Consider the following 26,851-nt stretch of genomic DNA (forward strand, 5'->3'; position numbering starts at 1 on the left):
ATGACGGAAGATAACTGGGGACGGTTGCGACAGCGTTTGTTGAAAACCGTGGGGCAAAATAACTTTACGACTTGGATCGAACCTCTGGAGTTTACCTGCGTGGAGAATGGTGTTGCCATTTTCAACGTACCGACAAACTTCATGGGCAATTATGTCAGCCAGAACTTTGCTGACCTGATCCTGCATGAACTGAACATGTCCGGCGAACCGGTGCAGCGGCTGGCCTTCAGGGTTGCAGCCAATACAGCCGCACGTCCGACCGCTGTCGACACCGCAGGCGCTGCAGATGACCTGCCGCTTGATCTGGATGATGAGGCGCTGACCGATCTGCCGCGCGCCCGCGCTGCCACAGGTCACGGTGCCGCTCCGAAGGATCCGGGCGAGACATTGCAGGCCGCACCGCTGGATCCGCGGTTCACTTTTGACAGCTTTGTTGTGGGTAAGCCCAACGAGCTTGCGCATGCGGCTGCGCGCCGCGTCGCTGAAGGCGGGCCGGTGACCTTCAACCCGCTGGTGCTCTATGGTGGGGTTGGTCTGGGTAAAACCCACCTGATGCACGCGATTGCTTGGGAACTGACCGCCCGCAATCCGGAGCTGAATGTGCTCTATCTGTCGGCAGAACAATTCATGTATCGCTTTGTGCAGGCGCTGCGCGAACGCAAGATGATGGATTTCAAACATCTGTTCCGCTCCGTGGATGTGCTGATGGTCGACGATGTTCAGTTTATCGCCGGCAAGGACAGTACCCAGGAAGAGTTCTTCCACACCTTCAATGCGCTGGTGGATCAGAACAAGCAGATCATCATTTCCGCCGATCGCGCTCCGGGGGAGATCAAGGATCTGGAAGACCGCGTTCGGTCACGTTTGCAATGTGGTCTGGTGGTCGATCTGCACCCAACGGATTATGAGCTGCGCTTGGGCATCCTGCAGTCCAAGGTCGCGCAGCAGATGCAGACCTACCCGGATCTGCGTATCGCGGATGGCGTGCTGGAATTCCTAGCTCACCGTATTTCCACCAATGTTCGTGTTCTCGAGGGTGCGCTGACCCGTCTGTTTGCCTTTGCGTCGCTTGTTGGACGTGAGATCGACATGGAGCTGACACAGGATTGCCTGGCGGATGTGCTGCGCGCCTCTGAGCGTAAGATCACCGTCGAAGAGATCCAACGTAAGGTGTCTGAGTATTACAACATCCGCATGTCCGATATCATCGGCCCCAAGCGCTTGCGCTCTTACGCGCGTCCGCGTCAGGTGGCGATGTATCTGTGCAAACAGCTGACCAGCCGCAGCCTGCCGGAAATCGGCCGCCGCTTTGGCGGGCGTGACCACACCACCGTGATGCACGGTGTGCGCCGCATCGAAGAGCTGAAGACGGTCGACGGCCAGATCGCCGAAGATGTCGAAATGCTGCGCCGCTCGCTGGAGGCCTGACCTCTCTCTGTGTCAGTCGCAGATTTTGCCCAGACGTCCCGTCAGTTGGCATTCCCAACAGTCCCGCATGACCCCGGCCAGTCCGGGGTCTTTTGCCCTCCGGGCTCAGGAGACTGCGGGTGAACACAGATCGGGTGGCCGCGGGCAAGCCATGCCGGAGAGCCACGTTTGCCGGGGATAAATCGGGCAAGGGGGCTTCCGCCCTTGACGCTGCGCACAATCCCTTGGACAAATCCATAAAAAGCCTTGTGCCGAAGGGTTAAAGCGTTACGTTGCTTCTCCCGGCCAGACGTTAGAGGACTTAGGGACATGAAGATCAGCATCGAACGCGGCACCTTGTTGAAAGCCGTGGCTCAGGCCCAGTCAGTGGTCGAGCGCCGCAACACCATTCCGATCCTGGCAAATGTGCTGATTGAGGCCGAAGGGGACACCGTTCAGTTCCGCGCCACCGATCTGGATATTGAGGTGGTCGACAAGGCCCCGGCCCAGGTCGAACGCGCAGGCGCCACCACCGTTGCCGCCACCACGCTGCATGAGATTGTGCGCAAACTGCCCGATGGCGCGCTGGTCACCCTGACCGCAGATGCCGCCAGCGGTCGTCTGACAGTGGAGGCCGGCCGCTCGAACTTCTCGCTGGCCACCCTGCCGCGTGAAGATTTCCCGGTGATGGCCTCCTCCGAATATCACTCCAACTTCACCGCCAATGCAGCCGTCCTGCAGCGGCTGTTTGACAAGTCGAAATTCGCCATCTCCACCGAGGAGACCCGCTACTATCTGAACGGTGTCTATATGCATGTCGCGGATGGTGTCGAAGGCGGCAAGGCGCTGCGCTGTGTCGCCACCGACGGTCACCGTCTGGCGCGGATCGATGCCAATCTGCCGATGGGTGCCGAGGATATGCCCGGTGTGATCGTGCCGCGCAAAACCGTGGGCGAGCTGCGTAAGCTGCTGGACGACGATGAGATGGACATTGCCGTTTCTGTCTCTGAGACCAAAGTGCGCTTTGCCACGCCCAATATCACCCTGACCTCGAAGGTGATCGACGGCACCTTCCCCGACTACACGCGGGTTATCCCAGCAGGCAACACCCGCCGTCTGGAAGTGGATGCCTCCGAATTTGCCCGTGCTGTGGACCGGGTCGCAACCGTGTCCTCCGAACGGTCGCGCGCGGTGAAGCTGCAGCTGGACGAGGATCGGCTGATCCTTTCTGTCAACGCACCCGACAGCGGTGCGGCTGAGGAAGAGCTGGCAGTGGCCTATCGTGACGAGCGGCTGGAGATCGGTTTCAATGCAAAGTATCTGCTTGAGATCGCCAATCAGGTTGATCGTGAAAATGCGGTCTTCATGTTCAATTCATCCGGTGACCCGACCCTGATGCGGGAAGGCAGCGACGAAAGCGCGGTTTATGTCGTCATGCCGATGCGGGTGTGATCTGCCGGACGGTGCGCTTGCCCCTCTTGGCGTCTGAGCTGTCCGCCGGGCGGGGGAATTTGAGTATTTTTAGAAAGATGACACGGGATCCCGCCTTATGCTGGCGTTGACGACCCTGACACTGTCGCACTTCCGCTCGCATCTGCGGGCGGATTTGCATTTGGACGGTCGCCCTGTGGCCATCCATGGTGCCAATGGCGCGGGCAAGACGAATATCCTTGAGGCGGTATCGCTGTTTTCCCCCGGTCGCGGTCTGCGCCGTGCCAGCGCTGCTGATATGGCGCGTCGGCCTGAGGCTCTCGGCTGGAAGCTGAAGGGCCAGCTGACCGCCGCGCGGCAGAGCTATGAGGTGGAAACCTGGTCGGAAGCGGGCAAGGCACGGCAGGTCAAGATCGACAATAAAGCCGCCAGCCAGATTGATCTGGGGCAGATCTGCCGCGTGGTCTGGTTGATTCCTGCGATGGATCGGTTGTGGATCGAGGCGGCCGAAGGGCGGCGGCGGTTTCTCGACCGCATCGTGCTGAGTTTCGATCCCGGCCATGCCGAGGCGACATTGCTCTATGAAAAGGCCATGCGTGAACGCAATCGCCTGCTGAAGGAACAGATCCGCGATGCTGCCTGGTACCGGGTCTTGGAAACGCAGATGGCCGAAAGCGGCCATCGTATCCACGCGGCGCGCACTGCAGCGGTGGATCGTCTGCGCATGGCGCAGGACGCTGCCGAAACGGCCTTTCCCGCGGCTGAGCTGGAACTGATCCAATCCGACGGCGGGCTTCCGGACACCGCAGTAGATCTGCAGGAGGCCTTTGAGGAGGGTCGGTTTCGCGATTTGGCGGCTGGGCGTACCCTGCTGGGCCCGCACCGCACGGATTTGCTGGGCACCTATCAGGCCAAGGGCGTGCCCGCGCGCGATTGCTCCACCGGGGAACAGAAGGCGCTGCTGGTGTCGCTGATTCTTGCCAATGCGCGGGCCTTGATCGCAGAAGGCGGCGCGCCACCAATTCTGCTGCTGGACGAGGTTTCGGCGCATCTGGATGTGACCCGTAGGGCCGCACTTTACCAAGAGATCGTGACGCTTGGAGCGCAGGCCTGGATGACGGGCACCGGCCCCGAATTGTTCGATGAATTTGACGGCAGGGCGCAGATGCTCACCGTTGAGGACGGCGCCACGGGATCCGAAGTGGTGGCGGGATGAGCGTGTCTGCCTGGGATCTGACTCTCTATGCAGGTGGGTTGTTTGTGTTGTTTCTAACGCCGGGGCCGGTTTGGCTGGCGGTGATGGCGCGGGCGATGTCGGGCGGCTTTCCCGCGGCCTGGCCGCTGGCCTTGGGCGTGGCTTGCGGTGATATCCTCTGGCCGCTGGTGGCGGTGGCAGGCGTGTCCTGGATTGTATCAGAAGTCACCGGCCTGATGGAGGTGCTGCGCTGGGTCGCCAGTGCGATGTTTCTGTTCATGGGAGGGATGTTGCTGCGTCACGCCGATGCCCGGATTGAGGCCAATAGCGCGCTGACCCGTCCGGGACTATGGGCCGGTTTCATCGCCGGTATCGCTGTCATCCTGGGCAATCCGAAGGCGATCCTGTTCTACATGGGGGTGCTACCGGGGTTCTTTGACCTGACGGCTGTCACCCATCTCGATATCCTCGCCATTGTGGTGCTGTCCTTTCTGGTGCCTCTGGTGGGGAACCTGTGCATGGCTGGTCTGGTTCACCGGGTGCGCTGGCACATCACATCCCCGGCGACACTGCGCCGGATCAATATCGTGTCGGGGTGCCTGCTGATCGGGGTCGGGTGCCTGATCCCCTTTGTTTGAGGTCTGCACCGATGCTATGTCCCGGATGGCAGTTCCAGCCATGGGCTGAGATAGGTCAGAAGTTCCTCGCGGAAGCTGCCAAGACTGCCATGTGCGGCACAGAATGACAGGGCCAATATATGGTTTAGAAAGGCCTGCATCCCCTCGGCCAATACATTCGCTGGCTGATCCTGACGCAGCATGCCAGTGTTCTGCAAGTCAGTGACCCAACCGGACCAGAGAGAGATCTGGCGGAAAAAGCTTTGTGTGATGACCGCATCGGTTTCGGTGCCCGTGGTGCCTGAATAGCGCAGTAACAGATCGAAAATCACTCGATCCTGCGCCACGAACTGCACCACAGGCAGCAGCCGATCAACCAGATCATCCAGCGTCTGAGGCGCGGGCAAGGCTTCGGTATCATCCAAAATAGCCATGATTTTTGGGCCGATCACAGCGGCAAGAAGCCCGGTCTTATCCCCGAAATGCGAAAACAACGTGCCCTTCGCGACCCCAGCTTCTGCAACCACATCCTCTACTCGCAGGCCGCTATAGCCCGCTGCGGCAATCTGCGCGGCAGCCACCTCCAGCAGGCGGGCGCGGGTTTCCAGTCGACGTTGTTGCGGAGCGCGGGACATGATGACCTCTCATAAATTTGACCGTGGTCAATTAATTTATTGACCACGGTCATTTTCTCAATAAATTGACCTCAGTCACTTTTAGGATTCGGAGGTCCCCATGTCCACGCGAAAAATCATCATCCTCAACGGTCACCCGGCGCCCAGCTCGCTGTCCCAGTCGCTTTGTCAGACCTATCAAACGGCGGCAGAGGCAGGCGGCCATAAGGTGCGCTACCATGACCTGTCGTCCATGCAATTTGATATCGATTACGGGCAGACGGGGTATCAGAATGTAAAACCGCTGGAACCGGATCTCGCGGCTTTTCTCAGCGATCTGGAATGGGCTGATCACGTTGTGATGGCGACACCTATGTGGTGGGGCGCGATACCGGCAAAGCTGAAAGGCGTCTTTGACCGCGCGCTTTTGCCGGGCCGCGCGTTTGATACACGCAACGTCAATGTCCTGGGGCTGCCTGCGCCGATGCTCACCGGCAAGACAGCGCGGGTATTGCTGACGTCTGACACGCCCGCGCTCTGGCTGCGGCTGATCTACGGCAATGCGATCAAGCGGATTATCAGCAGCCAGATCCTGGGATTTGTCGGGATCAAACCGACGCGCTTCTCGTCTTTTGCACCAGCGACAGATGCTGCGGAGAAGACCGTCCTTTCCTGGCAGCGCAAGGTCGCGGACCTAGGCGCCAGAGCAGCCTGATTCCACCAAGAAAAAAAGGGGCTTGCGCGTGACATTCCCGGCCAGACTTCGTATAAAATCCTGAAGCAAAGACAGGAAGATGTGAATGTCCGGAAACGAGCAGGCCCCCGCAGACTATGGCGCGGATTCCATCAAAGTTCTCAAAGGCTTGGAGGCGGTTCGCAAACGCCCCGGCATGTATATCGGGGACACCGACGATGGGTCGGGGCTGCACCATATGGTGTATGAGGTTGTCGACAATGGCATCGACGAGGCCCTGGCCGGTCACGCGGACCGGGTGGTCGTGAAAATTCACGCCGATTCCAGCGTCTCGGTGAACGACAACGGGCGCGGGATTCCGGTCGGGATTCATGAAGAAGAAGGTGTTTCAGCGGCTGAGGTCATCATGACCCAGCTCCATGCTGGCGGTAAGTTCGACAGCAACTCCTACAAGGTTTCCGGCGGTCTTCACGGCGTGGGCGTTTCTGTGGTGAACGCGCTGTCAGATTGGCTGGAATTGCGCATCTGGCGCGATGGCAAGGAACATGTCGCGCGGTTTGAGCGTGGCGATACGGCTGAACACCTGAAAGTTGTTGGCGAATGTGGTGATCAGACCGGTACCGAGGTGCGCTTTCTCGCGTCTACGGATACGTTCTCCAACCTCGAATATTCCTTCGAGACGCTGGAAAAACGTCTGCGTGAACTGGCATTCCTGAACTCAGGCGTGCGGATCATCCTGATTGACGAGCGCCCGGCCGAACGGTTGGAGGTGGAGCTGTTCTACGAGGGCGGCGTCAAGGAATTTGTCAAATATCTTGATCGGTCGAAGTCGCCCGTGATGGAGGCGCCGATCTATATCACCGGCGATAAGGACGACATCGGGGTTGAGGTCGCGATGTGGTGGAACGACAGCTACCATGAAACGGTGCTGCCCTTTACCAACAACATCCCGCAGCGGGACGGCGGCACCCATGTTGCTGGCTTTCGCGGTGCGCTGACCCGCACCATCAACAACTACGCGCAATCCTCCGGCATCGCCAAGAAGGAGAAAGTCTCCTTTACCGGGGATGACGCCCGTGAGGGGCTGACCTGCGTACTGTCGGTCAAGGTGCCTGATCCGAAATTCTCCAGCCAAACCAAAGACAAGCTGGTTTCCTCCGAGGTGCGACCTGTGGTCGAAAGCCTTGTCAACGAAAAGCTGGCAGAATGGTTTGAGGAGAACCCAAATCAGGCCAAGCAGATCGTCGGCAAGATTATCGAAGCCGCTCTCGCACGGGAGGCCGCCCGCAAGGCGCGCGAGCTGACCCGCCGCAAGACGGCGATGGATGTGAATTATCTGGCGGGCAAATTGAAAGATTGCTCGGAGAAAGATCCATCCAAGACCGAAGTCTTCCTGGTCGAGGGGGACTCCGCAGGTGGCTCCGCCCAGACCGGGCGCGACCGGATGACCCAAGCGATCCTGCCTCTGCGAGGGAAGATTTTGAACGTGGAACGCGCGCGTTTCGACCGGATGCTTGGCAGTCAGGAAATCGGCAACCTGGTTATGGCTCTGGGCACCGGCATTGGCCGGGATGAGTTCAACATCGAGAAGCTGCGTTACCACAAGATCGTCATCATGACTGACGCAGACGTCGATGGCGCCCACATCCGAACCCTGCTGCTCACGTTCTTCTATCGTCAAATGCCGGAGCTGATCGAAGGCGGGTATCTCTATATCGCGCAGCCGCCGCTATATAAGGTGTCGCGCGGCAAATCGGAGGTCTACCTCAAGGATCAGGCCGCCCTTGATGAATATCTGATCAATCAGGGCGTCGACGGGGCAGTGCTGAAACTGGGCAGCGGCGAGGAACTGGTAGGTCAGGATCTAGCCCGTGTTGTCGATGAGGCGCGTCAGCTCAAGCGTGTTCTGGACGCTTTCCCCACCCATTACCCGCGCCATATTCTGGAGCAGGCCGCAGTTGCCGGCGCCTTTGTGCCGGGTGCTGTTGATGCTGATCTGCAGGGCGTCGCTGATAAGGTGGCGCAGCGTCTGGACCTGATTGCGTTGGAATATGAACGTGGTTGGCGTGGACGGATCACACAGGATCACGGTATTCGCCTGTCACGAATCCTGCGCGGGGTTGAGGAGCTGCGCACCTTGGACGGCCCCATGTTGCGCTCCGGCGAGGCCCGGAAAACAGGCAGCTTTACCAATAGCTTGCAGGAAATCTACGGGGCTGCGGCAACCCTCGTCCGGCGCGACCGCAGTCAGGCGATTCACGGCCCGCTTGGCCTGTTGAAAGCCATCCTTGAAGAGGGCGAAAAAGGTCTGGCGCTGCAGCGTTACAAAGGTCTGGGCGAGATGAACCCCGACCAGCTGTGGGAGACCACGCTAGACCCTGATGCGCGCACCCTGTTGCAAGTCCGCGTCGAAGACATGGTTGAGGCGGATGATCTCTTCACCAAGCTGATGGGTGACGTCGTCGAACCCCGGCGCGAGTTCATCCAGAAAAACGCACTGAGCGTGGAAAACCTGGATTTTTGATTTCAGTCGCGGGCAGCATGTTGTCGCTGCCCGCGCCCCACCTGCCCGCGACGGATCACCTGAGCTGGGGAAGGCGCTGAGGCTTTCGGCGACGCGAGCTGGCACCGGTTTCGGTCTCTCTGCGATTTGACTCGCACATAACTCTTCTCATGATTGCATCTGGGGTAAGCGGTGATCCGTTCGGTGCGCGCGTGTGCGGCGGATATGATCGTCATGCGTACACCAAATAGCTTGGTTCTGTATATTGAGGGATTGCCCGGTTTGCCTCTCAACATGAGCTTCCCCACAGCAAATCCTGTAGAGATTTACCATTCTGCCGCAGAATGTTGACGCAGAATCGCTCGAACGTTAAGAATCGGTTAATAAAACGCGGCTCGACCGCGATTTTCGGAGCAGCCGGGGGGTAGTGTGTGCCGATGTTGAGCGTAAAGAAAGACAGTGAAACCGGAACAGAGGTTGCTGATGCCGGTGATCGCCCGGTGCGCTCGGTCCAGATTGATGGTGTGATCTCCTCAAGCAACAGCGCGCTTCGCTCTCCTCAGGCGGGAAAATCCCGCGCCAAGGCAAATATCGCGGCGGTGACCTCCGTTGCAACGGATCGGTCAGACATCAATCCGGACGTCAATAAGGGGGCTGGTGGATCATTGAACGCTGCAACCGGGAAGGCTGATGGCCGTAAGCCTGCTCCGGGTCGTTCCCTGGCCCAGATGTCGCCGATTGTGAAACTGGGGGCCGCAGCTGCGGTCCTGGGTTTGTTTGCCGTGGGTCTTGCGGTGCTGCAGTTCGGACCTGATGAGACTGCCGAAACGGCTGTTGATCAGCCCCGCGTGGCACGGTTGCTGACGCCGCAGGCGCTGGCGGGCCTGGATCCAAGTGCCACCCCGAGCGAGCGCGCTGCGGCTGAGGAGCTGCTGACGGCTGCAGTCGAAACCGCCGCGCCGCTCAGCGCCGAGGATGCCATGGTTGCGCAGATGACCGCAGGAACGCTGGCAGCGCTGCGGCGTGGCAGCGCCGTGACCCCGTCTGCGGACGCAGAACAGCCCGCCGCCCCGGCGTCGCAGGCCCATACCGCGCTCTATAGTCTGGTGCTGCGGGCCGTCGGGCAGGGGCAATCGCCCGCCTATATCGACCAAATGGTAAATGACGCCTATCGCAGCGAGACCATCACCGTACCCGCGGCGCTGATCGGCGCGGATGGGCGCGTCGATACCGCAACCATTCTGGCGCTGTTCGTCGGTCAGTAGCGCCAGCGCCGGGCCGGTGTTGCTGCGTGCGCCGATGCGCTCGACCGAAACGCGGCAGAGCGCCAAGATATAAGCTTTCCAACCGTTCTAAGACAAAAGAGGCGGCGCCGATGATCGGCGCGGGACGCCCGAGTTCAACCCAAGAGGGATATTATGAAAAAACACCTGATCGCGGCGCTCTGTTGCGTTACCGGCCTGCTGGCTACGCCTGTCGTCGCCGAGACCTGCGGTGGCACATATAAGGTGCGCCCCGGGGACAGCCTGTCGCTGATTGCTGATCGGCTTTACAAGGATGTGGGCATGTGGAGCGCGATCCACAGCCGCAACATCGACGCGATTGGCCCGCGCCCGAATGCGATCCGCGTCGGCATGGAGCTGACGATGGCCTGTCTGAATGGTCTGCCGACAGGGCTGCCCGGCGGCAAGGCGGTTGCGGATGCGCAGCCGGTGGTCGCGGCACCGGTCAAGGTACAGCCGGGCACCGCCGCCGTGCGCAGCAAGATCAATCTGCTGACCGGGGACGACTATGCCCCCTTCACTTCCAAGACTGCCCACAATGGCGGGCTGATCACCGAGGTGGTGAATGCGGCGATGACCGACGCCGCCCCGGCGCAGGGCTTTGCCATCCACTGGGTGGACGACTGGGCCTCCCATTTCGATCCGCTGCTGTCGAACGCGCTGCTGGATCTGGGCTTTCCCTGGTATCGCCCGGATTGCGACACCATGCCGGAGAGCTATCGCTGCGTGAACTTCCTGTTCTCGGACCCGATGTTTGAGACACTGATGCTGCTCTTTGTCGATAAATCGCGCCCCTTCACCTTTGAGACGGACGCGGACATTGAGGGCAAGACACTCTGCCGCCCGGCGGGGTATCTGACCTTCGATCTGGATGGCTACGGTCGCCGCTGGATGGAGGAGAAGAAGATCACCCTCAAACAGCCGCATAAGGTTGCCGATTGTTTCGAGATGGTCGCCAAGGGGGAGGCAGATGCCGTTGCGATCAATGAATTCACCGGACGCAGCGTGATGAAGGAAAACGATCTGCTGGATCAGTTTGAGGTGCTGCCACTGCCGCTCTCAGTGCTGGGTATCCATGTGGTGGTGCATAAGACCCATCCCCAGGCCGATGACATGCTGACCATGATCAATACCGGTCTGCGCAATATCCGTGAGAACGGTCGCTATCAGGCCATTATCGAGGATCACATGGCCAGGATCTGGGCCGGCTTCTGAGGGAGGGCGCCATGTTGAAACATCTCGCAACGGCGGCCATAGCGCTGCTGCTGGCCATTGGTGTCGCGCCACGCGCGGCGCAGGCCATCTGCAATGTCGATTACCGGGTACAGCCCGGCGACACGCTCTTCTCGATTGCTGAAACCCATTATAGTGACCGCAGCCGCTGGACGCTGATCTACTATAGCAACCAGCATGTGCTGGAGGGGCCGAGCGTCATCCCCGGCAAAACGCTGCACATCCCCTGCGCGCAGCAGGCCACGACGCCCGATGCCACGCCCCTGCGCAAGGATGACGCGGAGATGAAGCTGCTGACCGGTGGTGGCTTTGCCCCGTTCACCGATCAGACGCTGCCCGGTCAGGGGATGGTGACCGAACTGGTCAATGCCGCGCTGGAGCTGACCCCTGCGCCAGTGTCCTATTCGATCACTTGGGAACAGGATTGGTCGAAACATCTGTTCCCGATGCTGGATGAGAAACAGTTCGACATGGGGTTCCCCTGGCTGAAGCCGGATTGCGCGGCAAACCCAACGGATGAGCGCTGCGTGAACTTCCATTTCTCGGAACCGCTGATGACCATCCCGATTATGGTCTTCGTGCGGGCAGATGCCGCCTTCGCCTTTGACAGCGACGCCGATATGCTGGGCAAAACCCTGTGCCGTCCAGAAGGATACTACACCCATGACCTCGATCGCGGCGATCGTCGCTGGTTGAGCGAGGGCAAGCTGACGCTGGTTCAGGCCGCGGATCCCGGCGCCTGTTTTCGCAAGCTGATGGCGCGGGAGGTGGATGCGGTATCCCTGAACCTCTTCCTTGGCGCGAATACGCTGATCTCGGAAGGGCTGCGTGATCAGGTGATCCCTCTGGAGCGTCCACTCTCCGAGGAAGGCCTGCATGTGGTGATTTCCAAACGCCACTGGCGCGGCACCTCGCATCTCTATCGCATCAACGCAGGTCTGAAGGCGCTCAAGGCTGATGGCCGATTTCAGGACATTGTCTCGCGTCATCTGGAACTGTTCTGGGCGCAACTCCAGTAACACCAGACGGACCGCGCCCCACCGGGGCGGGGTCTCCCGCCAGAACCGAACCTTTGGTCCTGTTCTGTTGGGCCAGGCGCCGCGCCCCTTACAGGGGTGCGGCGTTTGCAGTGCGAAAGCGCGGTGCATTTTTATACGGCGCGGGTTGCGAGCTTTGGTGTGTCCCGGTCACCGCCCAGTCCGGCCTTCATATATATGATGAGGGAGGGGACGTCCGCGGTGGGGTTGGGCTCTGGCGACAGCATCCAGATGAACCTGCGTTTTTGGTGATTTTGGGTGGGTGACTCGTTTGTGTGTTGGGCGAGTCTGTGGATATGTGGGGCGAGTCTGTGGGTAAGTTGTGTTTGGGTGGATTTGGGGCTGTGTTTTGGTGGGGTTGGGGTGGATTTCGGGTCAGGTATGCTGACTTTGTTGTCGTGTAACTATTTGATTTTGTGCGATTTCATGTTTTTCTCTGCGGAAACTTTGATTTTCTTTGATTTTGGTGTTGCGGCTTTGTGTAACTCGCCTTAGAACCCCCTTCACCGGCGGCGCTGAGGCGCTACTGAGACACACCGGACGGGACGGCGGCGACGCTGGGATGGACGGGAAACGCGGCGGAGAGACGCTGGGACGGGCTGGAGAGACGGTCGGACGCATCGGAAAGACGGTGGCATTTATGAGGGTTTGATCGGCGGGCGCGTCAGGAATTTGGCGCATCTGTTGGTTGTTGTCTCTGGATGTATGCTCTTTGACATTGATGATATCTGAAGAGATATGTGGGCGGTTTGGTTCATTCGATGGATCAACCTCTTCATATCAACGCTTTTAGCAACGCCCTGCGCTCAAGTAGCAAAGTGGTAGCGCGATGATAAAGTGTCAGCTTCACTGTTTGTCGGCTTTCTGTACCTTTGGTACTGAAGCACGAGAAACAGAGAATGTTGGATGTTCGTTTCGAGTTCCTAGCCGGGTTCGAAGCCGTGCTGTTTGAGGCCCGTCCTCAAGTAGCGTTATCGGTAGGACATTCAAAGATGTGCAGAGGTTCGAACGTCAAGGATAAGCATGTAAGTGCTTTTCAACTTGAGAGTTTGATCCTGGCTCAGAACGAACGCTGGCGGCAGGCCTAACACATGCAAGTCGAGCGCACTCTTCGGAGTGAGCGGCGGACGGGTTAGTAACGCGTGGGAACGTGCCCTTCTCTAAGGAATAGCCACTGGAAACGGTGAGTAATACCTTATACGCCCTTCGGGGGAAAGATTTATCGGAGAAGGATCGGCCCGCGTTAGATTAGATAGTTGGTGGGGTAACGGCCTACCAAGTCTACGATCTATAGCTGGTTTTAGAGGATGATCAGCAACACTGGGACTGAGACACGGCCCAGACTCCTACGGGAGGCAGCAGTGGGGAATCTTGGACAATGGGCGCAAGCCTGATCCAGCCATGCCGCGTGAGTGATGAAGGCCTTAGGGTCGTAAAGCTCTTTCGCCAGAGATGATAATGACAGTATCTGGTAAAGAAACCCCGGCTAACTCCGTGCCAGCAGCCGCGGTAATACGGAGGGGGTTAGCGTTGTTCGGAATTACTGGGCGTAAAGCGCACGTAGGCGGATCAGAAAGTTGGGGGTGAAATCCCGGGGCTCAACCCCGGAACTGCCTCCAAAACTCCTGGTCTTGAGTTCGAGAGAGGTGAGTGGAATTCCGAGTGTAGAGGTGAAATTCGTAGATATTCGGAGGAACACCAGTGGCGAAGGCGGCTCACTGGCTCGATACTGACGCTGAGGTGCGAAAGTGTGGGGAGCAAACAGGATTAGATACCCTGGTAGTCCACACCGTAAACGATGAATGCCAGTCGTCAGCAAGCATGCTTGTTGGTGACACACCTAACGGATTAAGCATTCCGCCTGGGGAGTACGGTCGCAAGATTAAAACTCAAAGGAATTGACGGGGGCCCGCACAAGCGGTGGAGCATGTGGTTTAATTCGAAGCAACGCGCAGAACCTTACCAACCCTTGACATCCTCGGACCGCCAGAGAGATCTGGCTTTCACTTCGGTGACCGAGTGACAGGTGCTGCATGGCTGTCGTCAGCTCGTGTCGTGAGATGTTCGGTTAAGTCCGGCAACGAGCGCAACCCACATCCTTAGTTGCCAGCAGTTCGGCTGGGCACTCTAGGGAAACTGCCCGTGATAAGCGGGAGGAAGGTGTGGATGACGTCAAGTCCTCATGGCCCTTACGGGTTGGGCTACACACGTGCTACAATGGCAGTGACAATGGGTTAATCCCAAAAAACTGTCTCAGTTCGGATTGGGGTCTGCAACTCGACCCCATGAAGTCGGAATCGCTAGTAATCGCGTAACAGCATGACGCGGTGAATACGTTCCCGGGCCTTGTACACACCGCCCGTCACACCATGGGAGTTGGGTTTACCCGAAGGCCGTGCGCCAACCTTTCGAGGGGGCAGCGGACCACGGTGAGCTCAGCGACTGGGGTGAAGTCGTAACAAGGTAGCCGTAGGGGAACCTGCGGCTGGATCACCTCCTTTCTAAGGATGTATCTAGCTAGATCAGAGCTTGCTCTGTCTCGTGATACACTTAGCATAAGATCAGTAATCAAAACTGATCACATCCGGACCAGGCCGTCCTCATATCTCTTCAGAACTGTCATGATCTTGCCCTGGGGCAGGATCTAGCAAGGGGCCTTAGCTCAGCTGGGAGAGCGCCTGATTTGCATTCAGGAGGTCAGGAGTTCGATCCTCCTAGGCTCCACCACTCATGCGAACGGCCCACATAGAATGGGTCGGTAGCTCAGGTGGTTAGAGCGCACGCCTGATAAGCGTGAGGTCGGAGGTTCAAGTCCTCCTCGACCCACCATTCTTCGGAATATGATTTGATCATCAAGCACTTGCTTTGAGTGTTTGATCGTCCAATCGGACCGGATCGATGTTCCTTCGGGAAGGTTGATCACATTGACATCGTTTAGAGAGATACAATCAACAACACTGTTGGTCACCCGCGTAAGGGATCGACCTCAGTTTGGTGCTGAGGACCGCTTCGGTGGTCTGATGCGAGCCTTTGCATCCGCCCTTTTCCTCGGGCGCGCGAGGGTCTGCCGGATTGAAACCACAGTGTTGTCCAAGTCAAGTACACTAACCCGGTTCATATTCCGCAAGGTTTATGAACCAATGTTCACTTCTTACGAAGTGAGCGGGAAAGTATGCTTTTGGTTCAGAATAAGGCCACAGTTTCTTACCAGCTTCTGTGGCGTGACAGTTCACTGTCTTTTTCTGGACCAGATCAAGCGCGAGAAGGGCGTTTGGTGGATGCCTTGGCAGTAAGAGGCGATGAAGGACGTGATACTCTGCGATAAGTCATGGGGAGCTGAGAATAGGCTTTGATCCATGAATTTCCGAATGGGGGAACCCACCTGACAGTTTGTTATTGTTAGCTTTGCTATCAATAATGAGCTTAATCAGGTACTTAAGACCTGAATACATAGGGTTTTAAGAGCAAACCCGGGGAACTGAAACATCTAAGTACCCGGAGGAAAGGACATCAATATGATACTCCCCTAGTAGCGGCGAGCGAACGGGGACCAGCCGAGCCTTGAGTGTGAATAGAATGTGTTGGGAAGCACAGCCAGAGTGGGTGATAGCCCCGTATATGAAGCATGATAGGACGTATTAAGTAGGGCGGGACACGTGAAATCCTGTCTGAAGATCGGAGGACCACCTTCGAAGGCTAAGTACTCCTTACTGACCGATAGCGAACCAGTACCGTGAGGGAAAGGTGAAAAGCACCCCGACGAGGGGAGTGAAACAGTACCTGAAACCGAACGCCTACAATCAGTTGGAGGCCCCTTGAGGGCTGACAGCGTACCTTTTGTATAATGGGTCATCGACTTGGTCTCACGAGCAAGCTTAAGCCGTTAGGTGTAGGCGCAGCGAAAGCGAGTCTTAATAGGGCGCATGAGTTCGTGGGATCAGACCCGAAACCGAGTGATCTAGGCATGGCCAGGTTGAAGGTGCAGTAACATGCACTGGAGGACCGAACCCACATCTGTTGAAAAAGATCGGGATGAGCTGTGCCTAGGGGTGAAAGGCCAATCAAACTCGGAGATAGCTGGTTCTCTGCGAAATCTATTTAGGTAGAGCGTCATCCGAATACCCCGGGGGGTAGAGCACTGGATGGGTAATGGGGCCCCACAGGCTTACTGATCCTAACCAAACTCCGAATACCCGGGAGTACTAGATGGCAGACACACTGCGGATGCTAACGTCCGTAGTGGAGAGGGAAACAACCCTGACCTACAGCTAAGGCCCCTAATTCATGGCTAAGTGGGAAAGCAGGTGGGATGTCCAAAACAACCAGGAGGTTGGCTTAGAAGCAGCCATCCTTTAAAGATAGCGTAACAGCTCACTGGTCTAATTAAGACGTCCTGCGGCGAAGATGTAACGGGGCTCAAGCCATGAGCCGAAGCTTAGGATGCACATAGTGCATGGTAGCAGAGCGTAGTGTGACATAGCTTCATGTCTCCTTAGTGTCCTCGGACACATCGGAGACACGAAGCTTTCGATGAAGCGGGCGCGTGAGCGATCCCGTGGAGAGATCACTAGCGAGAATGATGACATGAGTAGCGACAAAGAGTGTGAGAGACACTCTCGCCGAAAGTCCAAGGGTTCCTGCTTAAAGCTAATCTGAGCAGGGTAAGCCGGCCCCTAAGGCGAGGCCGAAAGGCGTAGCCGATGGGAACTAGGTTAATATTCCTAGGCCAGGAGGATGTGACGGATTGTGAAGGTAGTTCATCCTTATCGGATTGAATGGGCTGCTGATCAGTCCCTGGAAATAGCCCTCCATGAGACCGTACCCTAAACCGACACAGGTGGACTGGTAGAGAATACCAAGGCGCTTGAGAGAACGATGTTGAAGGAACTCGGCAAAATACCTCCGTAAGTTCGCGAGAAGGAGGCCCGGTTCCAAGGCAACTTGGAGCTGGGGGCACAAACCAGGGGGTGGCGACTGTTTATTAAAAACACAGGGCTCTGCGAAGTCGCAAGACGACGTATAGGGTCTGACGCCTGCCCGGTGCCTGAAGGTTAAAAGGAGGGGTGAGAGCTCCGAATTGAAGCCCAGGTAAACGGCGGCCGTAACTATAACGGTCCTAAGGTAGCGAAATTCCTTGTCGGGTAAGTTCCGACCTGCACGAATGGCGTAACGACTTCCCCGCTGTCTCCAACATCGACTCAGCGAAATTGAATTGCCTGTCAAGATGCAGGCTTCCCGCGGTTAGACGGAAAGACCCCGTGCACCTTTACTACAGCTTCGCACTGGCATCAGGATTGTGATGTGCAGGATAGGTGGTAGGCATCGAAACCGGAACGCTAGTTCCGGTGGAGCCTCCCTTGAGATACCACCCTTCGCACTCTTGATGTCTAACCGCGGTCCGTTATCCGGATCCGGGACCCTGCGTGGCGGGTAGTTTGACTGGGGCGGTCGCCTCCTAAAGCGTAACGGAGGCGCGCGAAGGTTGGCTCAGAGCGGTCGGAAATCGCTCGTTGAGTGCAATGGCAGAAGCCAGCCTGACTGCGAGACTGACAAGTCGAGCAGAGACGAAAGTCGGCCATAGTGATCCGGTGGTCCCAAGTGGGAGGGCCATCGCTCAACGGATAAAAGGTACGCCGGGGATAACAGGCTGATACTGCCCAAGAGTCCATATCGACGGCAGTGTTTGGCACCTCGATGTCGGCTCATCTCATCCTGGGGCTGGAGCAGGTCCCAAGGGTACGGCTGTTCGCCGTTTAAAGAGGTACGTGAGCTGGGTTTAGAACGTCGTGAGACAGTTCGGTCCCTATCTGCCGTGGGTGTAGGATACTTGAGAGGAGTTGCCCCTAGTACGAGAGGACCGGGGTGAACGATCCACTGGTGGACCTGTTGTTGCGCCAGCAGCAGTGCAGGGTAGCTATGATCGGACAGGATAACCGCTGAAGGCATCTAAGCGGGAAGCCCCCCTCAAAACAAGGTATCCCTGAGGGCCGAGGTAGACCACCTCGTCAATAGGCCGGAGATGTAAGTGCAGCAATGCATTCAGTTGACCGGTACTAATCGCCCGATAGGCTTGATCTGTTCCAGTAACAGTCAGTGACACAAGAACCAAAAGCAAAACACAAAACTTGGACTTCATGTCGATTGTATCTCCGCGACGTCTCAAAACCGAAACGTCGCGAATATGGATTTTCCTCGGTTTGGTGGTCATAGCGCAAGTGAAACACCCGGTCCCATCCCGAACCCGGAAGTTAAGCACTGTTGCGCCGATGGTACTGCGTCTTAAGGCGTGGGAGAGTAGGTCACCGCCAAACCTAGAAAAATCCATAAACATAAACGATACCAATAAAATATACCTTCAGACAAACACATCTGAAGACACAGACGCCCAGTCACAACACGCGTGATCAAGCAGCGGCAGCCTCAAGCAACAAAACGCAATGAGGCAAAACAAAAATGTCGCGGGATGGAGCAGCCCGGTAGCTCGTCAGGCTCATAACCTGAAGGTCGTAGGTTCAAATCCTACTCCCGCAACCAAATATTCCCAACATAACAAATACTTACAGCCGCCTCCGGGCGGTGCTTTGCGGTTGTCTGTTGCGCGCCAAATCAAACTTTGTGGGCGCGATGAGGACGGTAAGGCTGGAAGGCCTCACCAAAGACACCGAAAACCCTGCAACGCTCCCTAAAAGCTGACAAAAACGCAGACCCTATGCTGCAGTAAGTCCAACCCGCAGCGCGTCCAGCAAACCGCGTGCATCTGCTTCACTCATGACGAGCGGCGGGGACAGAATCACGTTTGCACCCGAAACCCGGATCAGCGCACCGGCTTCGTAGCAGGCCTCCTGAACGGCCAGAGCCCGGCGCCCGTCAAGCGGCGCCCGTGTCTGGCGATCACTCACCAGTTCGAGGGCTGTCATCAGCCCATAGCCGCCCCGAACATCGCCGATGACATCAAAACGGTCCTTCAAGGCCAGACAGCCCTCGTACAGCTGGGTGCCGCGTGCCGCTGCTGTTGCGGTCACATTCAGACGCTGCATCTCTGCCAGACAGGCGAGCGCGGCCGCCGCACCGACGGGATGGCCGGAATAGGTATAGCCATGGCCAATCTTGGCGTCGGGGTTCTCCTCAAAGACCTCAATCATCCGGTCACCCATCATGACCGCGCCAAATGGGAAATAGCCGTTTGTGATCGCTTTTGCGGTACACATCATATCGGGCTGGATGCCCCAGAGCCGGGCCCCCGACCAGGCCCCTGTGCGCCCATAAGCCGTGATCACCTCGTCGGTGATCAGCAGGATGCCGTTGCGATTGCAGATTTCCTGGACCATGGGGGCAAATGACGGATGGGGCGGGATCACACCGCCTGCCCCGAGGATCGGCTCCATGATCATCGCGGCAATCGTATTGGCGCCCTGGAAGGCGATCTCATCCTCCAACGCGGCGGCGCAAAGCTGGGCCAGACGCTCCGGGTCGCTTTCGTTGAAGGGGTTGCGATAGGTATAGGGGGCCGGGATATGAAAACAGCCTGGAAGCAGCGGTTCGTAAGCATTCCGGAAGTTGGCGTTTCCGTTTACCGAGGCGCCGCCGATATGGGTGCCATGATAGCCTTTCTTGAGGCTGAGGAACTTGGTTCGGCCACTGTCGCCACGCAGTTTGTGATATTGCCGCGCCAGCCGCAGCGCGGTCTCCACGGAATCCGAGCCGCCAGAGGTGAAGAAGGCTCGGCTCAGGCCATCTGGAGCGAAGAACCGGCTGAGTTCATAGGACAGCTCAATCGCCGCATCATTCGATGTTCCGCGGAAGGTAGAGTAATACGGCAGCTTCTCCAGCTGTGCAGCCATCGCGTCCTTAACCGGCTGGCAGGAATAGCCGAGGTTCACATTCCAGAGGCCGCCAACCCCGTCGATGACCCGATGGCCGTCAATGTCTGTGATGGACACGCCCTCGGCACTGGTGATGATCTTGGGCGGCTGCGCGACACTGTCCTGCGGTGATGTCATCGGATGCCACATCAGGCGGCCGTTGTGTTCCTTGAGGAAGTTTGACTCTGTCATGACGTGGAATCCGTTTCATAGTGCCGACTGGACTCACTGGCCCAGGCGGATGTCACATTTGCGGGGAGTTGCCCCCCCCAGTTTCGGGTGATGTCGCGGCTCGCTTTGATCAGTTCTGTTTTGATCAACCGCTCTTGCTCGGGAGACACACGTGTGGCGACGCTGGCCACCGAAACGGCGCCCGCAAACAGGCCGGTCTGATCGTAGAGCGGCGCAGAGAGGCTGTGGATTTCCGCTTCGAAACTGCGGTCCGAACAGCCAAAGCCGGTAGCGCGCGCGTCGGTGATTAGATCGCTCAACGCCTCCGCTGTGGTGGCTGTATGCGGCGTGAACCTATCCATCTGGGAGAGTGCGGCCTCCAGCATCGCGTCAGGGCCAAAAGCCAGCGCGCAAAGGCCTGATGCCGTCGCATGGAGTGGAAATGTTGTGATGTCGATGATCGCCCGTGTGCCATGACGAGGCGATTCGCAGGACGCAAGCGCGTAGAGTGTGGTGCCCGACACCACCGAGACATGCGCCGTCTCGCCAGTCACGTCGGCGAGCTGCGACAATGGCAATTGCGCCCCAAGCTTGCGCGGGACGGTTGCCTCCCGCACCTGCGCCAACTGTAGGACAGCAGGCCCCAGCCGATAGTGTTTTGTCGTCGGGTTCTGCTCGACAAATCCAGCTGTCTCAAGGGCTTGGAGGTGGCGATATGTGGTTGCCTTGTCGCGCCCGGCAATCCTGCACAGCTGCGATAGGCCGATTTCCGGGCGGTCGGCCGAGAAGTGCGACAGTAGTGCCAGCGTTTTGGTTGCAGAGGACATGTCGTCGGTCACCGTTCCTGTGGAGTCAGAAAAAATTTGACACATGATAGATAGCAAGGCAACCTTTTTTGCGAAACACTGGTTTGATATATGAACCAGTCAACGGGAGGGGAAACATGTCGAAATTTAAAAAATCTGTTGCCGCGCTTGCCTTGGTCGCCGCTGCTGCTGCCGGTGCGGTTCATGCCGAATACCCGGAAAAACCCGTAGAATTTGTGGTGCCATGGCCGCCCGGCGATCTGGAGGACGTTCTGACTCGCATGATTGCTGAGGATTTCTCGGCGGCCTATGATGTGCCAACTGCTGTAGTGAACAAACCCGGCGGTGGTGGTGGGCCATTTCCTGGCGCGGTTGCGGTGGCAGAGGCGCCTGCAGATGGCTACACCATCGGCTCCTTTATTATCGCGATCCCGGTGGTTGGTCCGCAGATCGGCATTCCGCAGCTGAGCCCGGATCCATTTGTCCCATTGGGCAATTTTCTGACCTATCCGTTTGTGATCGCCGCCGGCGCTGATGCGCCTTACGATGATATCGCCGGACTGGCGGCTCATGCGGCGCAGAACGATGTGGTGCTGGGGCATTTCGGTGCGCCCTTGGTCCCAACTCAGGTAACATTGGGTTTGGCCAAAGAGCTGGGGTTTTCCTACGCTTCCGATGCGGCGTTTGACGCGCTGGATTGCAACACATTGGCCTCTGGCGATGTGGATGTGATCAACACCACGCTGCAATTGATCCTGCCGTGCCTCGATGAGGTGAAGGTGCTTGCCTCCATCGGTTCAGAGCGGATCCCATTGACGGCCGAGGCGCCAACCGTCGCAGAGCTGGCGCCGGATCTGAACGTCTCTCTTTGGAATGGGCTGTTTGTTCACAAGGAAACCCCACAGGACGTGCGCGACAAGATTATTGCTGTCGCCCAGAAAACCGTGATGTCCGATCGGGCTCAGGCGCTTGCTGCAGAAACAGGCGCGGCGGTCTACTGGCAGCCCGCGGCAGACGTCGTCACGCAGATCCAGACCGACACTGAGACCATGGCCCGGATTGAAAAAATGCTCTCCGAATAAGCACGACCGGGGACGCCGGGCGGTGCGGCCGCCCGGTCACGGCCATTCACGAGCGGGGGGACAGATGTCGCGGGTCAATACGCTTCAAGCCTTATTCAAACGCTATCGCCGACCGGGCGATATCGTGTTTGCCTGGATTATCCTCATTGTGGCGCTGCTGCTGTTGGCGCAGCTTTACGACCAGACCGCGTGGCGCAAGGGTGGGCCGCTGTTTGCCCAACCCCGGTTCTGGCCGGCGGTTTCCCTAACAGGCATGGCAGGGTTTGCGGCATTGCATCTGTTGGGTTCGGCCCTGTCTGAGCGCATCCAAGGCCGCTGGCAGGAGGTCTGGCTCTGGCTGTCCTCACTGGAATATGCCGGTTGGTTTATCGCCTATGCGGCCGTCGTGCCTTATGCGGGCTACCTTCCGGCCACGGTCCTATTCGCAGTCGCCTTGGCCCTGCGTGCCGGATACCGGCGACCAGCCGCGCTTGCCGGTGCGGCAGTCTCGGCAGGGGTGATCGTGCTGCTGTTCAAAACCTTGCTGAAGGTGAACCTGCCCGCTGGCCGTGTTTATGAGGTGCTGCCGGACGGGTTGCGCCAGATCATGCTGACCTATTTCTGAACGGAACATTCGATGGAAAACCTCCTCGCCGGAGCCGAGATGCTTGCACGCTGGGACGTGGTTGTTGCGCTTTTGGTCGGGTCGATCGGCGGCGTCGTGATCGGCGCGATCCCAGGGGTTGGCCCGGCGGTCGCCATCGCAATCCTCCTGCCCGCGACCTTTGCTTTCGACCCGATCGTGGGGTTGACGATGCTGCTGGGGATTTACGGCTCCTCGATGTATGGCGGAGCCATTCCGGCTGTCCTGATCAATACACCGGGCACAGCGGTCAATGCGCTCACCTCCTACGATGGCCACCCGATGACACAGAAAGGCGACGCCCACCGTGCGCTTTCGCTGGCCTATAGCGCGTCTTTCTGGGGCGGAATATTTGGCATTGGGTGCCTGATCCTGTTGTCGCCGGTTTTAGCGCTGGTGGCTCCGATGTTTGGGTCCAGAGAGATATTTCTGGCGGCACTTCTTGGGGTTATTCTGGTGATCCTCGCCCACCGCGGTCAGATATTCGCAGCCGGTGTCCTGGCCATGTTTGGTATCTTTCTGCAAACCATCGGCCTGGATGCGGTGACCTATACCCAGCGCTACACCTTTGGTCTGACCTTTCTCAGTTCGGGCGTGAATCTGATTGTTGTCGTGCTTGGCCTCTTTGCGCTCAGTCAGGCATTTTTTCTGCTGACGACCCCGGATAGTAGTCCTGACGCCAAACCGGTGACCGGTCGCATGAGCGCCGGCCTGCGTGAGTTGATGCGCCACAAGCGGGTTGCCACGGTGGCCTCCGGCTGCGGTGTGATTCTGGGCATGATCCCCGGCACCGGGGAGTTCACGGCCCAGTTCATGAGCTACACCTATGCACAAAAAACATCCAAGACGCCGGTTCTCTTTGGCAAAGGCTCTCCCGAAGGGCTGATCGCCTCAGAGGCTGCAAACAACGCCGTCCCGGCGGCGGCCATGATCCCGCTGCTGGCGCTTGGCATTCCGGGGGAGGCTCTGACGGCCATGATGCTGTCGGTATTCTATGTTCACAATGTCATTCCCGGCCCCCAACTGTTTCAGAACAATATCGATCTGGTCTATGGCCTCTATCTGGCGCTGATCCTGCTGAATGTGATCGTGGTGGCCTTTCTGATGGTGTCCACCAACCTGCTGACCCGGATCATCCGGATCCCGACCCGGTTTCTGGGGGTGCTGATCCTGTTGTTGTCCTTTGTCGGGGTCTACTCGCTGCGGAACTCCCTCACGGACTGTATGATTGCTGCGGGGTTTGGCGTGTTCGGCCTGATCCTCAAGCGCCTGAACCTGCCGATTGTGCCGATCATTCTGGGCATGGTTCTGGGCGGCATCATGGAGGTCAAGCTGCGCTCTGCCCTGCCCAGACTCAAAACACCGCTTGATATGATTGACCGGCCGATTTCCTTCATTCTTTTCGCGCTGATCGTCTTGGTTCTGGCGCTGCATATCCGCGCGTTGATGCGGGAATGGCAGCTGCATCAACCGGATGAAGACCATGATTTGCACGACAGCCAGACAAGGTAACCCCAATGGACCAAACCAAAATTGACACCCTGCGTGCGCAGCCTGTGCCGTGTTTTTCACATCTGATTGACGGGCAGCAGGTTGCCGCCTCCGATGGTGCGACGATGGAAGTGCTTTCGCCCATCGACGGGCAGGCGTTGACCCGGATTGCGCGGGGAACAGCAACGGATATGGAACGTGCCATCACCTCCGCCCGCGCCGCCTTTGAGGACCGCCGCTGGGCCGGCCAACCCCCGGCTGCGCGCAAGAAGGTGCTGATGAAATGGGCGGACCTGATTGAGGCCGACGCGCTGAACCTTGCGGTTCTGGGTGTGCGGGATAATGGCACCGAGATCAGCATGGCGCTGAAGGCCGAACCGGGATTCGCCGCTGCGACCATTCGCTACTATGCCGAAGCGCTGGACAAGATCTATGGCGAAATCGCTCCAACCGCCGGGGACATCCTTGGGATGATCCACAAGGAACCGGTCGGCGTTGTCGGCGCGATCATTCCCTGGAATTTCCCGATGATGATCGGCGCTTGGAAGCTGGCGCCAGCATTGGCCATGGGGAACTCTGTGGTTCTGAAGCCGTCTGAGATGGCGTCGCTCTCGCTGATGCGTATGGCGGAACTGGCATTGGAGGCCGGGCTGCCGCCGGGTGTTTTGAACGCGGTCACCGGGGAAGGCGCGGTTGTGGGAGAGACGCTGGGGCTCTCCATGGATGTTGACGTTTTGGTCTTCACCGGATCCGGGCAAACCGGGCGCCGTCTGATGGAATATGCCGCGCGCTCCAATCTGAAACGTGTGTATCTGGAGCTGGGGGGTAAATCCCCCAATATCGTTTTTGCCGACGCGCCAGATCTGACAGAGGCGGCGAAGGTCACCGCTGCGGGTATTTTCCGCAACGCCGGTCAGGTCTGCGTGGCGGGATCGCGACTCTTGGTGGAGGCCTCGATTCATGACGCCTTTGTTGAAGAGGTGGTGAAGGCAGCACAGGCCATGCGGGTCGGCGACCCGCTCCGGCTCGACACGCAAATCGGCGCGATCAATTCCGAAGCACAGCTGGCCAGAAACCTGCAATGTGTCGCCAAAGCAGAAGCGGAGGGAGGACAGATCGTCACCGGGGGGCAGCGTCTGCTGCCGGAAACCGGTGGCTCTTACATGGCACCCACGATTGTCACTGGTGTGACGCCTGATGCAACTCTGGCGCAGGAGGAGGTCTTCGGCCCGGTGCTTGCCGTCACGCCGTTTGAGACTGACGCCGAAGCCCTGCGGATTGCCAATGCCACGGTCTACGGCCTCGCGGGCGCGGTCTGGACCTCCGGGCTGAGCCGGGCCCATCGCATGGTGCGGGGCGTGAGAACGGGCGTCATGCACGTCAACACCTATGGCGGTGCCGACGGCACGGTGCCTCTGGGTGGGGTCGGGCAATCCGGAAATGGCTCAGATAAATCGCTCCATGCCATCGACAAATACATCAATCTGAAAACCGCATGGATGAAGCTCTGCAGGGGGGTGTCATGACCAATAAAACGATTCTGGTGATCGGCACCTATGATACCAAAGATGATGAGTTGAGCTTCCTTGCGGGGGTTATCCGTAACCAGGGCGGCCAGGTGCTGACCATGGATGTCTCGGTGCTGGGCGATCCTGCCACCCCTACCGATTATTCAAAACATGATGTGGCGACGGCTGGTGACAGTTCTATCCAGACCGCTATCGACAGTGGTGACGAAAACACCGCGATGCAGATCATGGCGCGCGGGGCAAGCGTACTGGCGGCACGGCTGTACAGTGCCGCCGCCTTTGATGGCGTGATTGTTCTGGGTGGGACCATGGGCACCGATCTGGCACTTGATGTCTGTTCCGCATTGCCGCTTGGCGTGCCGAAGTACATCGTCTCAACGGTTGCTTTCTCGCCGCTGATCCCAGCCGAGCGATTGGCCCCTGACACCCAGATGATCTTATGGGCGGGAGGGCTATATGGTCTTAACTCGGTGTGCAGGGCCTCGCTTAGCCAGGCAGCTGGGGCGGTTCTCGGCGCGGCGCGGGCAGTGCAGATGCCGGACCCGGATAAACCGCTGATCGGGATCATGTCCCTCGGCACCTCGGCGCTGAAATATGTCATCCCGCTGAAACCGGCGCTGGAGGCACGCGGTTTTGAGGTCGCTGTATTTCACGCCACAGGCATGGGGGGGCGGGCGTTTGAAAGCCTCGCAAAACAGCGCGCCTTTGCCTGTGTTTTTGATTTTTGTACGCAGGAACTTGGGAATCAGATCCACGGATCAGCTATCTCCGCCGGGGCGGACCGGCTGACCAATGCGGGTCTCGCAGGGATCCCGCAGATCGTCGCGCCTGGCTGTTACGATCTCGTGGATGTGGTCGGCTGGCAACCGGTTGCGGAGAAATGGGCCGACCATCCGACCCATGCTCATAATCGCCTGCTGACCTCGGTTGTGCTCAACACGCAGGAGCGGCGGCAGGTCGCGCAGGCCCACGCGACGCAGCTGGCGACAGCCACCGGTCCTGTCGCAGTGATACTACCTGAACGCGGGCTGGGCGAATGGGATCGGGACGGCGCGGATCTCCATGACAGTGCCGGGCTGGCGCGCTTCCTGGCGGAGCTTGAGGCAAGATTGCCCGCCCATGTCGCCGCACATCGCATCGACAGCCACATCAACGATGCCGCCTTCGCTGACAAGGTGTTGGACATTTTCGACAGCTGGTGCGCCGAAGGCATCATTTCGCCGGAACGGCGAATTGGTGGATCACCACATTGACACAGGCGATTTTTTACTTAA

General features: G+C 58.4%; 17 protein-coding genes, 3 tRNA genes and 3 rRNA genes. 20 read left to right on the top strand and 3 right to left on the bottom strand.

Annotated elements, in window-relative coordinates; genetic code table 11:
- From dnaA to phaeop14_RS00020, 4 genes are all read left to right on the top strand, one after another.
- Positions 1-1,428, top strand: a complete 1,428-nt coding sequence (dnaA, locus tag phaeop14_RS00005) for a chromosomal replication initiator protein DnaA (protein ID WP_096788371.1) — start codon at positions 1-3, stop codon at positions 1,426-1,428.
- Between the two features lie 309 nt (positions 1,429-1,737).
- Complete coding sequence (dnaN, locus tag phaeop14_RS00010) at positions 1,738-2,859, top strand: DNA polymerase III subunit beta (RefSeq protein ID WP_040174904.1); 1,122 nt, start codon at positions 1,738-1,740, stop codon at positions 2,857-2,859.
- 97 nt (positions 2,860-2,956) lie between these two features.
- The gene (gene recF / locus phaeop14_RS00015) at positions 2,957-4,054 is read left to right on the top strand and encodes a DNA replication/repair protein RecF (protein ID WP_096788372.1); all 1,098 of its coding nucleotides are present in this window, start codon (positions 2,957-2,959) and stop codon (positions 4,052-4,054) included.
- Positions 4,051-4,671, top strand: a complete 621-nt coding sequence (locus tag phaeop14_RS00020; protein ID WP_040174900.1) for a LysE family translocator — start codon at positions 4,051-4,053, stop codon at positions 4,669-4,671. The genes recF and phaeop14_RS00020 overlap by 4 nt, the downstream gene beginning before the upstream one ends.
- A gap of 14 nt (positions 4,672-4,685) precedes the next feature.
- On the opposite strand, the gene phaeop14_RS00025 is transcribed toward phaeop14_RS00020, so the two are convergent.
- The gene (locus tag phaeop14_RS00025) at positions 4,686-5,285 is read right to left on the bottom strand and encodes a TetR/AcrR family transcriptional regulator (protein WP_096788373.1); all 600 of its coding nucleotides are present in this window, start codon (positions 5,283-5,285) and stop codon (positions 4,686-4,688) included.
- Between the two features lie 100 nt (positions 5,286-5,385).
- Here phaeop14_RS00025 and phaeop14_RS00030 point away from each other — a divergent pair, with 100 nt between their 5' ends.
- The 11 genes from phaeop14_RS00030 (at position 5,386) to phaeop14_RS00080 (ending at position 18,548) form a co-directional block, all read left to right on the top strand.
- Positions 5,386-5,979, top strand: coding sequence for an NAD(P)H-dependent oxidoreductase (locus phaeop14_RS00030; RefSeq protein WP_040174897.1), 594 nt, complete (start codon positions 5,386-5,388; stop codon positions 5,977-5,979).
- Between the two features lie 85 nt (positions 5,980-6,064).
- Positions 6,065-8,482: a DNA topoisomerase (ATP-hydrolyzing) subunit B gene (gene gyrB / locus phaeop14_RS00035; protein WP_040174895.1), complete on the top strand. Its 2,418-nt coding sequence runs from the start codon at positions 6,065-6,067 to the stop codon at positions 8,480-8,482.
- A 416-nt stretch (positions 8,483-8,898) separates the two neighbouring features.
- Entirely contained in the window at positions 8,899-9,726 is an 828-nt protein-coding gene (locus phaeop14_RS00040) for a hypothetical protein (protein ID WP_040179132.1), read from the top strand.
- A 153-nt stretch (positions 9,727-9,879) separates the two neighbouring features.
- On the top strand, positions 9,880-10,959 hold the full coding sequence (locus phaeop14_RS00045; protein ID WP_040179135.1) for a transporter substrate-binding domain-containing protein: 1,080 nt from the start codon (positions 9,880-9,882) through the stop codon (positions 10,957-10,959).
- Between the two features lie 11 nt (positions 10,960-10,970).
- Positions 10,971-11,996 (top strand): transporter substrate-binding domain-containing protein, encoded by a 1,026-nt coding sequence (locus phaeop14_RS00050; RefSeq protein WP_096788374.1) that lies wholly within the window; start codon positions 10,971-10,973, stop codon positions 11,994-11,996.
- A 1,055-nt stretch (positions 11,997-13,051) separates the two neighbouring features.
- Positions 13,052-14,515: ribosomal RNA gene (locus phaeop14_RS00055) — 16S ribosomal RNA — on the top strand.
- Between the two features lie 150 nt (positions 14,516-14,665).
- Positions 14,666-14,741: transfer RNA gene (locus phaeop14_RS00060), tRNA-Ala, on the top strand.
- A 25-nt stretch (positions 14,742-14,766) separates the two neighbouring features.
- Positions 14,767-14,843: transfer RNA gene (locus phaeop14_RS00065), tRNA-Ile, on the top strand.
- A gap of 421 nt (positions 14,844-15,264) precedes the next feature.
- Positions 15,265-18,092 (top strand): 23S ribosomal RNA (locus phaeop14_RS00070).
- A gap of 118 nt (positions 18,093-18,210) precedes the next feature.
- Positions 18,211-18,325 (top strand): 5S ribosomal RNA (gene rrf, locus phaeop14_RS00075).
- The 16S, 23S and 5S rRNA genes sit together here with 3 tRNA genes alongside, the layout of an rRNA operon.
- A gap of 146 nt (positions 18,326-18,471) precedes the next feature.
- Positions 18,472-18,548: transfer RNA gene (locus phaeop14_RS00080), tRNA-Met, on the top strand.
- A gap of 173 nt (positions 18,549-18,721) precedes the next feature.
- Here the strand turns inward: phaeop14_RS00080 and phaeop14_RS00085 are convergent.
- Both phaeop14_RS00085 and phaeop14_RS00090 read right to left on the bottom strand, forming a co-directional pair.
- Positions 18,722-20,068: an aminotransferase class III-fold pyridoxal phosphate-dependent enzyme gene (locus phaeop14_RS00085; RefSeq protein ID WP_096788375.1), complete on the bottom strand. Its 1,347-nt coding sequence runs from the start codon at positions 20,066-20,068 to the stop codon at positions 18,722-18,724.
- Positions 20,065-20,874, bottom strand: coding sequence for an IclR family transcriptional regulator (locus phaeop14_RS00090; RefSeq protein ID WP_096790186.1), 810 nt, complete (start codon positions 20,872-20,874; stop codon positions 20,065-20,067). The genes phaeop14_RS00085 and phaeop14_RS00090 overlap by 4 nt, the downstream gene beginning before the upstream one ends.
- A 116-nt stretch (positions 20,875-20,990) precedes the next feature.
- Between phaeop14_RS00090 and phaeop14_RS00095 the strand changes: the two genes are divergently transcribed.
- From phaeop14_RS00095 to phaeop14_RS00115, 5 genes are all read left to right on the top strand, one after another.
- Positions 20,991-21,935, top strand: a complete 945-nt coding sequence (locus phaeop14_RS00095; RefSeq protein ID WP_040171735.1) for a tripartite tricarboxylate transporter substrate-binding protein — start codon at positions 20,991-20,993, stop codon at positions 21,933-21,935.
- 64 nt (positions 21,936-21,999) lie between these two features.
- On the top strand, positions 22,000-22,539 hold the full coding sequence (locus phaeop14_RS00100) for a tripartite tricarboxylate transporter TctB family protein (protein ID WP_040178144.1): 540 nt from the start codon (positions 22,000-22,002) through the stop codon (positions 22,537-22,539).
- Positions 22,540-22,551: 12 nt separating this feature from the next.
- Entirely contained in the window at positions 22,552-24,069 is a 1,518-nt protein-coding gene (locus tag phaeop14_RS00105; RefSeq protein WP_096788376.1) for a tripartite tricarboxylate transporter permease, read from the top strand.
- A gap of 5 nt (positions 24,070-24,074) precedes the next feature.
- Complete coding sequence (locus tag phaeop14_RS00110) at positions 24,075-25,574, top strand: aldehyde dehydrogenase (RefSeq protein WP_096788377.1); 1,500 nt, start codon at positions 24,075-24,077, stop codon at positions 25,572-25,574.
- On the top strand, positions 25,571-26,830 hold the full coding sequence (locus phaeop14_RS00115; RefSeq protein WP_096790187.1) for a Tm-1-like ATP-binding domain-containing protein: 1,260 nt from the start codon (positions 25,571-25,573) through the stop codon (positions 26,828-26,830). The genes phaeop14_RS00110 and phaeop14_RS00115 overlap by 4 nt, the downstream gene beginning before the upstream one ends.
- Positions 26,831-26,851 lie beyond the last annotated feature (21 nt).

It is taken from the genome of Phaeobacter piscinae (assembly GCF_002407245.1).
GTDB classification, from domain to species: domain Bacteria; phylum Pseudomonadota; class Alphaproteobacteria; order Rhodobacterales; family Rhodobacteraceae; genus Phaeobacter; species Phaeobacter piscinae.